The organism is Nocardioides marinisabuli (genome assembly GCF_013466785.1).
Taxonomy (GTDB): Bacteria; Actinomycetota; Actinomycetes; order Propionibacteriales; family Nocardioidaceae; genus Nocardioides; species Nocardioides marinisabuli.
In genome coordinates this window covers 3,011,061-3,025,360 of the sequence record NZ_CP059163.1, presented here as the reverse complement: position 1 = coordinate 3,025,360, position 14,300 = coordinate 3,011,061, and the positions used below count along the sequence as shown (strand labels likewise).

The following is a 14,300-nucleotide window of genomic DNA, read 5'->3' as shown; positions in this document are numbered from 1 at the left end:
GGGCGATCAGCCGACGGAGATCTCGGCCGAGGAGCCGTCGACGCTCTCCATGCCCTCGGCGATGCGCATGGCCTCCTCGATGAGGGTCTCGACGATCTTCGACTCGGGCACGGTCTTGATCACCTCGCCCTTGACGAAGATCTGGCCCTTGCCGTTGCCGGAGGCCACGCCGAGGTCGGCCTCGCGGGCCTCGCCGGGGCCGTTGACGACGCAACCCATGACCGCGACGCGCAGCGGCACCTCGAGGCCCTCGAGTCCGGCGGTCACCTCGTCGGCGAGCTTGTAGACGTCGACCTGGGCGCGCCCGCACGAGGGGCACGAGACGATCTCGAGACGGCGCGGCTTGAGGTTGAGCGACTCCAGGATCTGCAGGCCGACCTTGACCTCCTCGACCGGCGGGGCGCTGAGGCTGACCCGGATCGTGTCGCCGATGCCCTGGCTGAGCAGGTGGCCGAAGGCGACCGAGGACTTGATGGTGCCCTGGAAGGCCGGGCCCGCCTCGGTGACACCGAGGTGCAGCGGCCAGTCGCCCTCGGCGGCCAGCATCTCGTAGGCCCGCACCATCACGACCGGGTCGTTGTGCTTGACCGAGATCTTGAAGTCGCGGAAGCCGTGCTCCTCGAAGAGCCCGGCCTCCCACTTCGCCGACTCCACCAGCGCCTCGGGGGTGGCCTTGCCGTACTTCTCCAGCAGGCGCTTGTCGAGGCTGCCGGCGTTGACGCCGATGCGGATCGAGGTGCCGTGGTCCTGGGCCGCCTTGGCGATCTCCTTGACCTGGTCGTCGAACTTGCGGATGTTGCCGGGGTTGACCCGCACCGCCGCGCAGCCCGCCTCGATAGCGGCGTAGACGTACTTGGGCTGGAAGTGGATGTCGGCGATGACCGGGATCTGGCTCTTCTGCGCGATCGCCGGCAGCGCGTCGGCGTCGTCCTGGCTGGGGCAGGCCACCCGCACGATGTCGCAGCCGCTCGCGGTCAGCTCGGCGATCTGCTGCAGCGTCGCGTTGATGTCGGAGGTCAGCGTCGTGGTCATCGACTGCACCGAGATCGGGTGGTCGCTGCCCACCCCCACCTTCCCGACCTGGATCTGGCGGGTCTGGCGGCGCGGGGCCAGCACCGGCGGAGGCGCAGCGGGCATGCCCAGGTTGATCTCGGTCATGGGGCCAGGCTACTCACCGCGCCCCCACCGGACGTCATACGGGCGGGACGTCGGTCTGCGCCCGGCCCGCCGGGGTGGGGCGGTGAGCTGGCAACCGGATGCCGGAGCCGGTCGGTTGCCGACGCACCGCCGCGGACGCGGGACTCGGAGGGGCGGTGAGCCAGCAACCGAAAGTCGCCGGCAGACGGTTGTCAGCTCACCGCCCCGAGGCCCGTACGCCGACCGCGGGACCGTTCGCGACGCGGCCCCACCTGGCGCGAGAGCCGTTGCCAGAGCAGCGCGAACCCGGGGCCCACGTCGGGCGGGGGTCCGTCGTAGCCGTGGGCCAGGAGCTCGCGCGGTGGATCGTGCCGACGAGCGTGCGGGCGTGGCGCAGCCGTTCCTTCGTCACCTGCACGTAGCCGATCCCGTGACCGCGGAAGAGGTGGTAGCGGTCGAGGTCGGCGACGTAGACGGCGCGATCCTCCTGGTGCTGCGCGCCCTCGTACTCGACCGCGGTCGACCACGCGCCGAACCAGAGGTCAGCGATCACCGTCACCCCGTCGAGCTCCATCTCACCGTTGGGCTCGGGTGTGTGGGGAGCCCGGCGAACACCACGACCGCGCGCAGCTCGGACTCGGGCAGCGACCGGCTGCGCCCGTCGAGGTGGTGGCTGACCCAGACTGCCTCGTGAGCCCCGTCGCGCCACGGCGCCGACAGCGCGAGCCCCACCAGCTCCTCGAGGCTCATGTGGTCTCGGTGCAGGAGCCAGTCCCCCACCCGGATGGCGTCGGCGACGCGGGCCCTCGCGCACAAGGCGATGAAGGCCGCAGCAGGCGTCACGCCGTCCCCGTCGAGCGGCGGCAGGTGCGGGGTGCGGTGCAGGAAGATCCCGTCGAGCGCCAGGTGGTGGTCGCCCTCCACGACGAAGCGGAACGGGCGAGCCACGCCGGTGTCGAGCCCCAGCATCCGGAGGCGGGTCTCGGCCGTGGGGTGCGCACGCTCGGGAAGAGCGAGCCGGGCGGCCAGCAGTGCCTGGTCCCAGGTCAGGATCGAGTCGCGGCACTTCCAGACACCGGGGTGCACGCGGACGAAGCGCTGGCCCTGCAGCATCCTGCTGCTCACGCCGGTCTCGAGGGCCTGGGCTCGCGTGAAGGGGCCGGACCGCAACGGCTCTGGGATCTCTCGCACCCTCGGAGGCTGGTCGGCGCCGCGCTCGTGCGGGCCTCTCCCGAGCACCCCTGTGGAACGACGTACCCGACCGGCGGCCTGTGCACCCCGCTCGGCGCGCTCGCGGCCGGCCCCGGGAGCGGTGAGCTGGCAACCAGATGGAGCCACCGGACGGCTGCTGCCTCACCGCCCACCCGCTCCACCGCCGGCCAGCGGTGAGTCAGCAACCGGCGCTACCAGCTGTTCGGTTGCCAGCTCACCGCTCCCCCGCGCGCCTGGGGCTACTGGATGCCGAGGCTCATCGGGACGACGAGGTCGGCGACGATCAGCACGACGCCCATCACCAGCAGGGCGGAGGCCACGACGTAGGCGACGGGCAGCAGCTTGGCGGCGTCGACGTAGCCGGGGTCGGGGCGGCGGCGCAGCCGGGCCCAGCCTCGGCGGATCCACTCCCAGGCGGCGCTGGCGATGTGGCCGCCGTCGAGGGGCAGCAGCGGCACGAAGTTGAAGACGCCGATGAAGAAGTTGAAGCCGGCGATCAGCGAGAGCAGGAAGACCGACTTCTCCATGAGCGGGAACGACTCGGCGGAGGTGACCTCGCCGGCGATCCGGCCGCCACCGACGATCGAGATCGGGCTGTCGGCGGCGCGCTCCTCCAGGCCCACGATGGCCTTGGCGACGTCGAAGACCTTGACCGGCAGCGTCACCAGCGCGGTGACGGTGTCCTTGGCCATCTCGCCCATCTGCTGGAGCGTGAAGATCGGCCCGCCGCGCACCACCTCGAGGTGCGAGGTGGGGGTGACCCCGAGGAAGCCGACCTGGGTCAGCGTCACGTCGGTCTCGGAGGTGGGCCGCGCCTGCACCGTGGTCGAGGTGGTGCCGCTGAGCTGCTCGCCGTCGCGCTCGTAGCCGATGACGGCCTCGCCGCCGGCGTTGTCGCGGATCAGCGTGCGCAGCTGGTCCCACCCGGTGACGCTGACCCCGTTGAACGAGGTGACGGTGTCACCGGGCCGCAGCCCCGCCTCGTACGCCGGGCTGCGCGGGTCGCTGGGCTCGCACTCGCGCGCGCCCTCCTCGTAGGGGATGACGCAGACCGACACCGAGTCGATGACCGGCGCGCCGGCGTCCGGCTCGATGGTGCGCTGGCCGTAGGTGGCGTAGATGCCGAGGAAGAGCAGGAAGGCGATGAGGATGTTGACCGACGGCCCGCCGGCCATCACCACGATCTTCTTCCACGAGGCCATCTTGTAGAAGAGCCGGTCCTCGTCCTCGTGCTGCACCAGCTCCCACTCGGCCGCGCGGGCATCCGAGATGAGCTGGGTGAACATGCCGGTGTTGGACTTGCGCACCATCGTGGCGGTGTTGCCGTCGGCGTCGACGACGGTCTCCCCGAGCTGCTCGGCCCCGGGCGGCAGCATGCCGACGATCTTGACGTAGCCGCCGAGCGGGATCGCCTTGACGCCGTACTCGGTCTCGCCGACCTGCCTGCTCCACACGGTCGGGCCGAAGCCGATGAAGTACTGGGTGACCTTCCCGCCGAACTTCTTGGCCGGGATCATGTGGCCCAGCTCGTGGAGCCCGATCGAGACCAGGATCGCGCCGACGAAGAGGACCACGCCGAGGAGGTAGAGCAGGGCGGTCATGCGGGGCTTCCTTGCCGGATCAGGTCGGCGGCCGCCTCGCGCGCCCAGGCGTCGGCCGCGAGCACGTCGTCGAGGGTGAGGTGCTGCGTCGAGCCTACGTCGTGGGCCCGCACCACCGCCTGCACCATCTCGACGATCCGCACGAACGGCAGCCGGCCGTCGCGGAAGGCCTGCACGCACACCTCGTTGGCGGCGTTGTAGACGCACGGAGCGGTGCCGCCGCGCTCCCCCGCCTCGCGGGCCAGCGCGACCGCCGGGAACGCCTCGTCGTCGAGCGGGTGGAACTCCCAGGTCTCGGGCCGGCTCCAGTCGACGGCGGGCGCGGCGTCGGGCACCCGGTCGGGCCACGCCAGGCCCAGCGCGATCGGGATGTGCATGGTCGGCGGGCTGGCCTGCACCAGCGTCGAGCCGTCGACGAACTCGACCATCGAGTGCACGACGCTCGTGGGGTGCACCACGACCTCGATCCGGTCGAAGCCGATTCCGAAGAGCAGGTGCGCCTCGATCACCTCGAGCCCCTTGTTGACCAGGGTCGCCGAGTTGATGGTCACCACGGGCCCCATCGACCAGGTCGGGTGCGCCAGCGCGTCCTCGACGCGTACGTCGCCCAGCTGCTCACGGGTGCGTCCGCGGAACGGGCCGCCGCTGGCGGTCAGCACCAGCCTGCGCACCTCGTCGGGCGCCCCGCCGCGCAGGCACTGGGCGATCGCGGAGTGCTCGGAGTCGACGGGCACGATCTGGCCGGGCCGGGCGCGCTCGAGCACCAGCGGGCCGGCCATGATCAGCGACTCCTTGTTGGCCAGCGCCAGGGTGGTGCCGGCCTCGAGCGCGGCGAGCGTGGGGCGCAGGCCCACGGCGCCGGTGATGCCGTTGAGCACGACGTCGCACTCCATGGAGGCGGCCTCGACCGAGGCCTCCTCCCCCAGACCGGAGTACGCCGGCGCGAGCTCGGCGACCTGCTGCTCGAACAGCTCGGGCTGCGAGCCGCCGGCGCTCATCCCCACCACCCGGAACCGGTCGGGGTTGGCCCGCACGATGTCGAGGGCCTGGGTGCCGATCGACCCGGTCGACCCGAGGATGACGACGTCGCGACGCTGCGCTGCTGACTGGCTCACCCGGTCATCCTCGCAGCCGGGCGCGACGGCACCCGCCCCGGTCACGCGGTGGCGGCGAACGCCTCCGCGACCACGTCGAAGGCCTCCTCGAGCAGCTCGTCGGAGATCGTGAGCGGCGGCAGGAAGCGGAAGACGTTGCCCCAGGTGCCGCAGGTCAGGGTGACCACCCCGTGCGCGTGGCAGTACGCCGACGCTGCCGCGGCGCGCGCGGCGTCGGGAGTGGTGGTGCCCGGCTCGCACAGCTCGATCGCCATCATCGCGCCGCGCCCGCGCACCTCGGCGACGACCGGGTGGTCGGCGGCGAGCGCCTCGAGCCGGCGACGCACCAGCGCCTCGATCTCGCGGGCCCGGGTGGCGAGGTCGCCGCGCTCCATCTCCTCGATGGCGCCCAGCGCCGCCGCGCAGGCGATCGGGTTGCCGCCGTAGGTGCCGCCGAGACCACCGGCGTGCACGGCGTCCATCAGCTCGGCGCGGCCGGTGACCGCGGCCAGCGGCAGGCCGCCGGCGATGCCCTTGGCGCTGGTGACCAGGTCGGGCACGACGCCCTCGTCGTCGCAGGCGAACCAGTCGCCGGTGCGGCAGAAGCCCGACTGGATCTCGTCGGCGACCAGCAGCACGTCGTGGGCCGTGCACCACTCGCGCAGCGCCGGCAGGAAGCCCGGGGCGGGCACCACGAAGCCGCCCTCGCCGAGCACCGGCTCGATGACCACGCAGGCCAGGTTGGTCGCACCGACCTGCTTGTCGATCACGTCGATGGCCCGGGCGGCGGCCTCGGGGCCCGACAGCCCGTCACGCAGCGGGTAGGAGACCGGTGCGCGGTAGACCTCGCCGGCGAACGGCCCGAAGCCGTGCTTGTAGGGCATGTTCTTGGCCGTCATCGCCATCGTGAGGTTGGTGCGCCCGTGGTAGGCGTGGTCGAAGACGACCACGGCATCCTTGCCGGTCGCGACGCGGGCGATCTTGACCGCGTTCTCGACCGCCTCGGCGCCCGAGTTGAACAGCGCCGACTTCTTGGCGTGCTCGCCGGGGGTGAGCCGGGCCAGCGCCTCGCAGACGTCGACGTACCCCTCGTAGGGCGTGACCATGAAGCAGGTGTGGGTGAAGGCGTCGACCTGCGCGTGCACGTTGCGCACCACGGCCGGGGCGGCGTTGCCGACCGAGGTGACCGCGATGCCGGAGCCGAGGTCGATCAGCGAGTTGCCGTCGACGTCGACGAGCACGCCCCCACCGGCGGCGGTCACGAAGACCGGCAGGGCGGTGCCGACACCGTCGGCGACGAAGGACTTCTTGCGCTCGAGGTGTTTGAGCGAAAGAGGTCCGGGGATCTCGGTGACGAGGCGGCGGACCTGCGGCAGCGATGGCCCTCCGGCGGACGGTGTGCTGTTCATGGGGACAGCCTAGGAGACCAGACAGCCGTTTGACGAGAGGCGGTCCGGCGCGGACCATTCAGACATGACGGACTTCCCGATGTACGACGCCATCGTCCGTGGCGGTCGCTGGTTCGACGGCACCGGCGCCCCCTCGGCGGTGCGCCACCTCGGCATCCGCGGCGGCGTCGTGGTCACGGTCAGCGAGGAGCCGCTCGACGAGACGGGCTGTCCCGAGGTCGTCGACGCCGCGGGGCGCTGGGTGCTGCCAGGGATGGTCGACATCCATACCCACTACGACGTCGAGGTGCTCGACGACCCGCACCTGCCCGAGTCGCTGCGCCACGGGGTCACCACGATCCTCCTCGGCTCCTGCTCGCTCTCCACCGTCCACGTCGACCCCGTCGACGCCGGCGACCTCTTCGGCCGGGTCGAGGCCATCCCCCGGCGCCACGTGATCCGCTCGGTCGGCGCGGCCAAGGACTGGTCGAGCGCCGAGGAGTACGTCGCCGCGCTCGAGGCCCGCCCCCTGGGGCCCAACCTCGCCGCCTTCATCGGCCACTCCGACATCCGCACCGCCACGATGGGGCTGGACCGCGCCACCCGCCCCGAGGTGCGCCCCACCCGGCTCGAGCAGGCCCGGATGGAGCGGATGCTCGACGAGGCGCTCGACGCCGGCTTCGTGGGCATGTCGGCGCAGCAGCTGCTCTTCGACAAGCTCGACGGCGACACCTGCCGCTCGCGCACGCTGCCCTCGACGTACGCCCGGGGCCGCGAGATGCGCGGGCTGCGCGAGATCCTGCGCCGCCGCGGGCGCGCCCTGCAGGCCGGGCCCGACGCCTCGCACCCGCACACGATCCTGCTGCAGGCGCTGCACTCGATCGGCTGGGGCCGTGGCGCGACCGGCCGGGCGCCGCTCAAGACCAGCCTGCTCTCGGCCGCCGACATCAAGGCGATCCCCTTCATCATCCACCTGATGCGTGGGCTGTCGGGTGCGGTCAACCGGGCCGGCGCCGACTTCCGCTGGCAGCACCTGCCGGTGCCGTTCGAGGTGTACGCCGACGGCATCGACCTGGTGATCTTCGAGGAGTTCGGCTCCGGCGCCGCGGCGCTGCACCTGGCCGAGGAGGTCGCGCGCAACGAGCTGCTGCGCGACGAGGACTACCGCCGCCGCTTCCGCAAGGACTACGACTCCAGGTACGGCCCGCGGGTCTGGCACCGCGACTTCTTCGACGCCGAGATCGTGGCCTGCCCCGACGCCTCGGTGGTCGGGAAGTCGTTCGGCCAGGTCGGCGTCGAGCGCGGCGGGCTCCACCCCGTCGACGCGTTCCTCGACCTGGTGCTCGAGCACGGCACCGCGATCCGCTGGCGCACCACCATCTCCAACCACCGCCCGAAGGTGCTGCGCCGGATGGCGCAGTCGCCAGGGGTGCAGATGGGCTTCTCCGACGCCGGCGCCCACCTGCGCAACATGGCCTTCTACAACTTCGGGCTGCGCCTGCTCAAGCACGTGCGCGACGCCGACCGCGCCGGCCGGCCGTTCCTGACCCCCGAGCAGGCCGTGCACCGCCTGACCGGCGAGCTCGCTGACTGGTACGGCGTCGACGCCGGCCACCTGCGCGTCGGCAACCGGGCCGACCTGCTGGTGCTCGACCCCACGCGTCTCGACGCCTCGCTCGAGGAGTACGCCGAGGCGCCGGTCGAGCAGTACGACGGCCTGTCGCGCATGGTCAACCGCAACGACGCGACGGTGCCGCTGGTGATGGTGGGCGGCCGGGTGGTCTTCCGTGACGGGGCGCCGACCCACGTCCTGGGTCGCCAGCGCACGGGCCGCTTCCTGCGCGCCGGGCGCACCGACAGGGCCGCGCTCCCGACCGATGCCCCCCAGCCGCCGGTCGGGAGCGCTCCTGCGAGCGCCACACCCCTGCTCACATCTCCCTGATCCCCCACGGGCTCCCGTAGGCGCTCAGCAGGTCGAGGAACGGCACCGCGTCGAAGGCCTCGGGGCCCAGCACGCCCGCGCCCTTCCACACCCCGGTGGCCAGCAGCTCGAGGGCGACCACGGGGTTGACCGCGGTCTGCCAGACCACGCACTGGTGGCCGTACTCGCGCATCGTCCACTCGTTGTCGACCACGTGGTAGAGGTACGTCGAGCGCGGCTCGCCGTCCGTGCCGCGCCCGGTGACCCACACCCCCGCGCAGGTCTTGCCGGTCATCCTCGGGCCGATGCCCGCGGGGTCGGGCAGCACCGCAGCGACGACGTCGCGCGGGCTCACCTCGCAGTGCCCGCCGGAGGCGGCCTTGACCCGCACGGGTTCGGTGGAGTCCAGGCCGAGCTGGTGCAGCACCTTGAGGATGCCGATCATCTCCTCGCCGAGGCCGTACTTGAAGGTCGCGCGCCGGCACTCGATCCAGCGCGGCATCAGCAGCACCTCCTCGTGCTCGACGTTGACGCACTCGACCGGGCCGATGCCCTCGGGGAAGTCGAAGACCTCCGGCTCGCTGAAGGGCGCAGTGGTGTGCCAGGCGCCGTCCTCCCACACCACCGGCGGGTTGAGGCACTCCTCGATCGTGGTCCACATCGAGAACGACGGCGCGAAGACCTCGTCGCCGTCCTCGTCGGTGACCACGAGGTTGGCTCCGTCGCGGGTGCCGAGCTCGTCGATCTCGCTGAAGAGGTGGTCGGCGGCGTACCTGGCGAGGACGTCGGAGAGGCCCGGCTCGACGCCGATGCCCACCAGGGCCAGGCGGCCCGCCGCCTCCCACTCACCGGCCACCGCGAGCTGCTCGTCGCCGAGCTTCACGCCCGTCTTCTCGTACGGCGACTCCGGGTGCGGGCGCGAGAGCGACATCGCCATGTCGAGGTAGTCGGCCCCCGCGGCGAACGCGCCCTCGAAGACCGGCATGTCGAAGACCGGGTCGACCGCGTTCATCACGTGCGTGATCGCGTGCTCGCGGCACAGCGCGGCGACGGCCTCGGCCGAGGAGGCGTCGAGCTGCGCGGCGACGTACCGGGCGTCGGTCGCCGCGGCCCGCTCGGCGCGCTCGAGGGAGTAGTCGGTGACCACGACGGTCTCGAAGAAGTCGCGGCGTGCCGCGATCGCGCAGAAGGCCGAGCCGACGCCGCCGGCCCCGACGAGCAGGATCCTCATCAGCGGGCGCTCACTGCCCCTGCTCCGGGCCGATGTAGGACATCACGTGCTTGATGCGCGTGTAGTCCTCCAGCCCGTACATCGACAGGTCCTTGCCGTAGCCCGAGTGCTTGAAGCCGCCGTGGGGCATCTCGGAGACGAAGGGGATGTGGGTGTTGATCCACACCGCACCGAAGTCGAGGCGGCGCGAGACCCGCATCGCGCGGGCGTGGTCGGCGGTCCACACGCTCGAGGCGAGGCCGTACTGCACGCCGTTGGCCCAGCGCAGCGCCTCGGCCTCGTCGCTGAACCTCTGCACCGTCATCACCGGGCCGAAGATCTCGGTCTGCACCTGCTCGTCGTCCTGGCGCAGCCCGGAGACGACGGTGGGCTCGTAGAAGTAGCCCGCGCTGCCCTGGCGGGTGCCGCCGGTGACGAGGCGCGCGTGGTCGGGCAGCCGCTCGACCATCCCGCTGACGTGGGCGAGCTGGGTGGCGTTGTTGAGCGGGCCGTAGTAGACGCCCTCGGCGTCGGGCATCCCGGTCGGCATCCCCTGCGCGGCCTCGGCGAGCGCGGCGACGAACTCGTCGTGGATGCCGGGCGCGACCAGCACCCGGGTGGCCGCGGTGCAGTCCTGGCCGGCGTTGAAGAGGCCGGCCCCGGCGATGCCCTCGGCGGCCGCGGCGACGTCGGCGTCGTCGAAGACGATCACCGGAGCCTTGCCCCCGAGCTCGAGGTGCACCTTCTTGAGGTCGGCGGCCGCGGTGCCCGCGACCTCCATGCCCGCGCGCACCGAGCCGGTGATCGCGACCATCTGCGGCGTCGGGTGCGCGACCAGGGCCCGACCGGTGTCGCGGTCGCCGCAGACCACGTTGAGCACGCCCGGCGGCAGGTGCTCCTGGCAGATCTCGGCGAGCAGGGTCGAGGAGGCCGGGGTCGTGTCGCTGGGCTTGAGCACGACGGTGTTGCCGGCGGCCAGCGCCGGGGCGATCTTCCAGATCATCATCAGCAGCGGGTAGTTCCACGGCGTCACCTGGCCCACGACCCCGATCGGCTCGCGACGCACCCACGAGGTGTGCTCGGCCATGTACTCCCCGGCCGAGCGCCCCTCCAGCACCCGCGCCGCGCCGGCGAAGAAGCGGAAGTGGTCGGAGGCGTAGGGCATCTCCTCGTCCATGGTCAGCCCCAGCGGCTTGCCGGTGTCGCGGCACTCGACCGCGTTGATCTCCTCGACCCGCTCCTCGATCGCGTCGGCGATGCGCAGCAGCGCCCGGGCCCGGTCCTGCGGGGTGCTCCGCCAGCCCCAGCCCTCGAAGGCCGCGTCGGCGGCGGCGTACGCGCGGTCGACGTCCTCCTGGCCCGAGGCCGGCGCCTGGGCGTAGACCTCACCGGTGGTCGGGTCGATGACGTCGTACGTCGCTCCCGACGCGCTGTCGACGAGCCGGCCGTTGATCACGTTCTGGAAGGTGGTGTCCGCCATGCTCGGACTGTAGTGACTCCGCTGCGGAATCTGTAGTGGGTGCCGACGAGCAGCACGGAATCAGTCGTCGCCGACCCTCGACCCGGCCCTTCTCACCCTCCGTGGACCGGCACGCCGTCCACCCAGGTCGAGACCACCCGGGCCTCGCCGACCTCCGCGGGCGGCGCGGCGAAGGGGTCGCGGTCGAGCACCACCAGGTCGGCCACGGCCCCGGGCCGCACCACGCCGGCGTCGTCGCGGTGGCAGACCCAGGCGCTGCCCGAGGTGGCGGCGGCCATCGCGGTCGCGAGGTCGAGCGCCTGCTCGGGCAGGAACGGCTCCGAGCCGCCCCGCCCCGGCTCCCCCAGCGCCCACCGGTTGACCGCGACGTGCAGGGCGGCCAGCGGGTCGGGGGTGCTGACCGGCCAGTCGCTGCCGGCCACCAGCCGGGCGCCCGCGCGGTGCAGCCCGCCGAAGGGGTACTGCCAGGTGGCGCGCTCGGCGCCCAGGAACGGCAGCGTCAGCTCGACCATCTGGTCGTCGAGGCAGGCCCACAGCGCCTGGATGTTGGCCGCGACGCCGACGGCGGCGAAGCGGGCCAGGTCGTCGGGGTGCACGAGCTGGAGGTGGGCCAGGTGGTGGCGCAGGTCGTGCACGTCGGGGCCGGTCGCCTCGAAGGCGTCGAGGGCCTCGCGCACGCCGCGGTCGCCGATGGCGTGCACGTGCACCTGGAAGCGCGCCGCGACCAGGGCGCCGACCGCCTCCGCGAGCGCCGACGGCGCCAGGAAGGAGTGACCGGCGTTGTCGGTGGCGTGCCCGCAGCGGTCGAGGTACGGCGCCCCGAGTGCGGCCGTGGCGTTCTCGGCCACCCCGTCCTGCATGATCTTGGCGCTGGTGGCCCGGAAGCGCCCGTGCGTGTACGCCGCGCGCCGCTCGACCAGGTCGGCGACCTGCTCGACGCCGCGCTCGCGGTCCCACCACAGCGCGCCCACCACGTGGGCGCTCAGCAGGCCGCGCTCGGCGGCACGGCGGTAGGTGGGTCCCGGGTCGTCCATCCCGGCGTAGGCCCCGACGATCGCGTCCTGCCACGCGGTGACCCCCAGCGAGTGCAGGTAGGACTGACCGGCCGCGAGGGCGTCGTCGAGCTCGGCCTCGGTGACCGGGGGCAGCAGCCGGGTCACCAGCTCCATCGCGCCCTCGTGCAGGGTGCCGGTGGGGCGACCGTCGGCGTCGCGCTCGATGCGCCCGTGCGGCGGGTCGGGCGTGTGCCGGTCGATGCCGGCCAGCTCGAGGGCGCGGGTGTTGACCCAGGCGCCGTGGTGGTCGCGGTTGGGCAGCAGCACGGGCCGGTCGGCGACGACGGTGTCGAGGTCGGCGGCGCTGGGGGCGCCGCCCGGGAAGGCGGCCATCGCCCAGCCGCCGCCGAGGATCCACTCCCGGTCGGGACGGGCCCGGGCGTAGCGGTCGACCTGCACGAGGTACTCCTCGCGGGTGCTCATCCCGCTCAGGTCGCAGCGGGTGCGCTCGAGGCCGCCCTGGACGGCGTGCACGTGGGCGTCGACGAAGCCCGGTGCCAGGAGGCCGCCGCCGAGGTCGACCTCCTGCGCGCCGGCGGGCACCGTGAGCCGCTCCTCGTCGCCAACCGCGAGCGCCGCGACCCGCCCGGACTTCACGAGCACCTCGGCCGGACCGACGTACCGGTGGCCGTCGAAGAGGGTGCCGCGACGGAAGACGGTGGAGGTCATGCGACTTTCTATCAGAGCCGAGCCAGTCGGTCACGACGACTGATTTCGTGTCGTTTGGCGCAATTCACCACCGATTCACTTGCCCCAGCCCGGTGCGGCAGCGCACGATGGGCACATGCACCCGGACTACGACCACCTGCAGCAGGCCGCCAAGGACCACCTGTGGATGCACTTCACCCGCCACGGGCAGTACGACGAGTCCGACGTCCCCGTCATCGTGCGCGGCGAGGGCGCCTACATCTGGGACGCCAAGGGCCGCCGCTACCTCGACGGCCTGGCCGGCCTCTTCGTCAGCCAGCTCGGTCACGGTCGCACCGACCTCGCCGAGACCGCGGCCAAGCAGGCCGCGGAGCTGGCCTTCCACCCGCTGTGGTCCTACGCGCACCCGACCGCCATTCAGCTGGCCGAGAAGATCGCGGGGCACGCCCCCGGCGACCTCAACCGGGTCTTCTTCACCAGCGGCGGCGGCGAGGCCGTCGAGACCGCCTGGAAGCTGGCCAAGAACTACTTCAAGCTCACCGGCAAGCCGATGAAGCACAAGGTCATCAGCCGCGCGATCGCCTACCACGGCACCACGCAGGGCGCCCTGTCGATCACCGGGCTGCCGGGGCTCAAGGCGCAGTTCGAGCCGCTGGTGCCCTCCACCTTCCGGGTGCCCAACACCAACGCCTACCGCGCCGACGAGATGACCGGCGGCTTCCTCGACGGCAGCGACCCCGAGGCCTTCGGTCGCTGGGCCGCCGACCAGATCGGCATCGCCATCGAGAACGAGGGCGCCGACACCGTGGCCGCGGTCTTCCTCGAGCCGGTGCAGAACGCCGGCGGCTGCTTCCCGCCGCCCCCGGGCTACTTCCAGCGGGTGCGCGAGATCTGCGACGAGCACGACGTGCTGCTGGTCTCCGACGAGGTGATCTGCGCCTTCGGCCGCCTGGGCCACATGTTCGGCGCCGAGCGCTACGGCTACCAGCCCGACATGATCACCTGCGCCAAGGGCCTGACCTCCGGCTACTCGCCGCTGGGCGCGATGATCGCCTCCGACCGGCTGATGGAGCCGTTCCTGCACGGCGCCGAGTCGTTCGCGCACGGCTACACCTTCGGCGGCCACCCGGTCTCCACCGCGGTCGGGCTGAGGAACCTGCAGATCTTCGAGGAGGAGCGCGTGCTCGAGCACGTGCGCGACAACGAGGGCGCCTTCCGCGCCACCCTCGAGCGGCTCAAGGACCTGCCGATCGTCGGCGACGTGCGCGGCGACGGGTTCTTCTACGGCATCGAGCTGGTCAAGGACAAGGCCACCAAGGAGTCCTTCACCCACGAGGAGTGCGAGCGGCTGCTCTACGGCTTCGTCTCCAAGCAGCTCTTCGCCGAGGGCCTGTACTGCCGCGCCGACGACCGCGGCGACCCGGTCGTCCAGCTCGCTCCCCCGCTCATCTGCGACCAGGCCCAGTTCGACGAGATGGAGCAGATCCTGCGCGTGGTCCTCGACAAGGCCGGCACCCTCGTCTGACCCGGCGCACATCTCGCGTCGACCCGGCG

Annotated in this window: 11 protein-coding genes; 2 read left to right on the top strand and 9 right to left on the bottom strand. The window is 72.4% G+C overall.

Annotated elements, in window-relative coordinates; all coding sequences use genetic code 11:
• Positions 1-6: 6 nt before the first annotated feature.
• The 6 genes from ispG to gabT all read right to left on the bottom strand — a co-directional run bounded on the left by ispG (position 7) and on the right by gabT (position 6,453).
• Positions 7-1,158 (bottom strand): flavodoxin-dependent (E)-4-hydroxy-3-methylbut-2-enyl-diphosphate synthase, encoded by a 1,152-nt coding sequence (ispG, locus tag H0S66_RS14475; RefSeq protein WP_179616006.1) that lies wholly within the window; start codon positions 1,156-1,158, stop codon positions 7-9.
• A gap of 196 nt (positions 1,159-1,354) precedes the next feature.
• The gene (locus H0S66_RS14470) at positions 1,355-1,690 is read right to left on the bottom strand and encodes a hypothetical protein (RefSeq protein ID WP_180923641.1); all 336 of its coding nucleotides are present in this window, start codon (positions 1,688-1,690) and stop codon (positions 1,355-1,357) included.
• Positions 1,691-1,692: 2 nt separating this feature from the next.
• Positions 1,693-2,328, bottom strand: coding sequence for a hypothetical protein (locus H0S66_RS14465; RefSeq protein WP_180923638.1), 636 nt, complete (start codon positions 2,326-2,328; stop codon positions 1,693-1,695).
• A gap of 260 nt (positions 2,329-2,588) precedes the next feature.
• Complete coding sequence (locus H0S66_RS14460; RefSeq protein WP_276509500.1) at positions 2,589-3,950, bottom strand: M50 family metallopeptidase; 1,362 nt, start codon at positions 3,948-3,950, stop codon at positions 2,589-2,591.
• Positions 3,947-5,065 carry a 1-deoxy-D-xylulose-5-phosphate reductoisomerase gene (gene dxr, locus H0S66_RS14455; RefSeq protein ID WP_179616004.1) on the bottom strand — a complete coding sequence of 373 codons (1,119 nt, stop codon included), beginning with the start codon at positions 5,063-5,065 and terminating at the stop codon, positions 3,947-3,949. The genes H0S66_RS14460 and dxr overlap by 4 nt, the downstream gene beginning before the upstream one ends.
• A gap of 41 nt (positions 5,066-5,106) precedes the next feature.
• Positions 5,107-6,453 carry a 4-aminobutyrate--2-oxoglutarate transaminase gene (gene gabT / locus H0S66_RS14450; protein WP_179616003.1) on the bottom strand — a complete coding sequence of 449 codons (1,347 nt, stop codon included), beginning with the start codon at positions 6,451-6,453 and terminating at the stop codon, positions 5,107-5,109.
• A 64-nt stretch (positions 6,454-6,517) separates the two neighbouring features.
• On the opposite strand from gabT, the gene H0S66_RS14445 reads away from it, so the two are divergent.
• Positions 6,518-8,374: an N-acyl-D-amino-acid deacylase family protein gene (locus H0S66_RS14445; RefSeq protein ID WP_179616002.1), complete on the top strand. Its 1,857-nt coding sequence runs from the start codon at positions 6,518-6,520 to the stop codon at positions 8,372-8,374.
• Here H0S66_RS14445 and H0S66_RS14440 read toward each other — a convergent pair.
• The 3 genes from H0S66_RS14440 to H0S66_RS14430 all read right to left on the bottom strand — a co-directional run bounded on the left by H0S66_RS14440 (position 8,361) and on the right by H0S66_RS14430 (position 12,767).
• On the bottom strand, positions 8,361-9,584 hold the full coding sequence (locus tag H0S66_RS14440; RefSeq protein WP_179616001.1) for a saccharopine dehydrogenase family protein: 1,224 nt from the start codon (positions 9,582-9,584) through the stop codon (positions 8,361-8,363). The two genes, H0S66_RS14445 and H0S66_RS14440, sit on opposite strands and share 14 nt — an antisense overlap.
• 10 nt (positions 9,585-9,594) lie before the next feature.
• Positions 9,595-11,043 (bottom strand): gamma-aminobutyraldehyde dehydrogenase, encoded by a 1,449-nt coding sequence (locus tag H0S66_RS14435; RefSeq protein ID WP_179616000.1) that lies wholly within the window; start codon positions 11,041-11,043, stop codon positions 9,595-9,597.
• A 92-nt stretch (positions 11,044-11,135) separates the two neighbouring features.
• Positions 11,136-12,767, bottom strand: coding sequence for an amidohydrolase (locus H0S66_RS14430; RefSeq protein WP_179615999.1), 1,632 nt, complete (start codon positions 12,765-12,767; stop codon positions 11,136-11,138).
• A 115-nt stretch (positions 12,768-12,882) separates the two neighbouring features.
• Between H0S66_RS14430 and H0S66_RS14425 the strand changes: the two genes are divergently transcribed.
• Positions 12,883-14,271, top strand: coding sequence for an aspartate aminotransferase family protein (locus H0S66_RS14425; RefSeq protein ID WP_179615998.1), 1,389 nt, complete (start codon positions 12,883-12,885; stop codon positions 14,269-14,271).
• Positions 14,272-14,300: the final 29 nt, after the last annotated feature.

Bases quoted from the DNA above. Each gene is read 5' to 3' on its own strand.
- ispG (WP_179616006.1), bottom strand. From the start codon at position 1,158: ATGACCGAGATCAACCTGGGCATGCCCGCTGCGCCTCCGCCGGTGCTG.
- H0S66_RS14460 (WP_276509500.1), bottom strand. From the start codon at position 3,950: ATGACCGCCCTGCTCTACCTCCTCGGCGTGGTCCTCTTCGTCGGCGCG.
- gabT (WP_179616003.1), bottom strand. From the start codon at position 6,453: ATGAACAGCACACCGTCCGCCGGAGGGCCATCGCTGCCGCAGGTCCGC.
- H0S66_RS14445 (WP_179616002.1), top strand. From the start codon at position 6,518: ATGACGGACTTCCCGATGTACGACGCCATCGTCCGTGGCGGTCGCTGG.
- H0S66_RS14440 (WP_179616001.1), bottom strand. From the start codon at position 9,584: ATGAGGATCCTGCTCGTCGGGGCCGGCGGCGTCGGCTCGGCCTTCTGC.
- H0S66_RS14435 (WP_179616000.1), bottom strand. From the start codon at position 11,043: ATGGCGGACACCACCTTCCAGAACGTGATCAACGGCCGGCTCGTCGAC.
- H0S66_RS14430 (WP_179615999.1), bottom strand. From the start codon at position 12,767: ATGACCTCCACCGTCTTCCGTCGCGGCACCCTCTTCGACGGCCACCGG.
- H0S66_RS14425 (WP_179615998.1), top strand. From the start codon at position 12,883: ATGCACCCGGACTACGACCACCTGCAGCAGGCCGCCAAGGACCACCTG.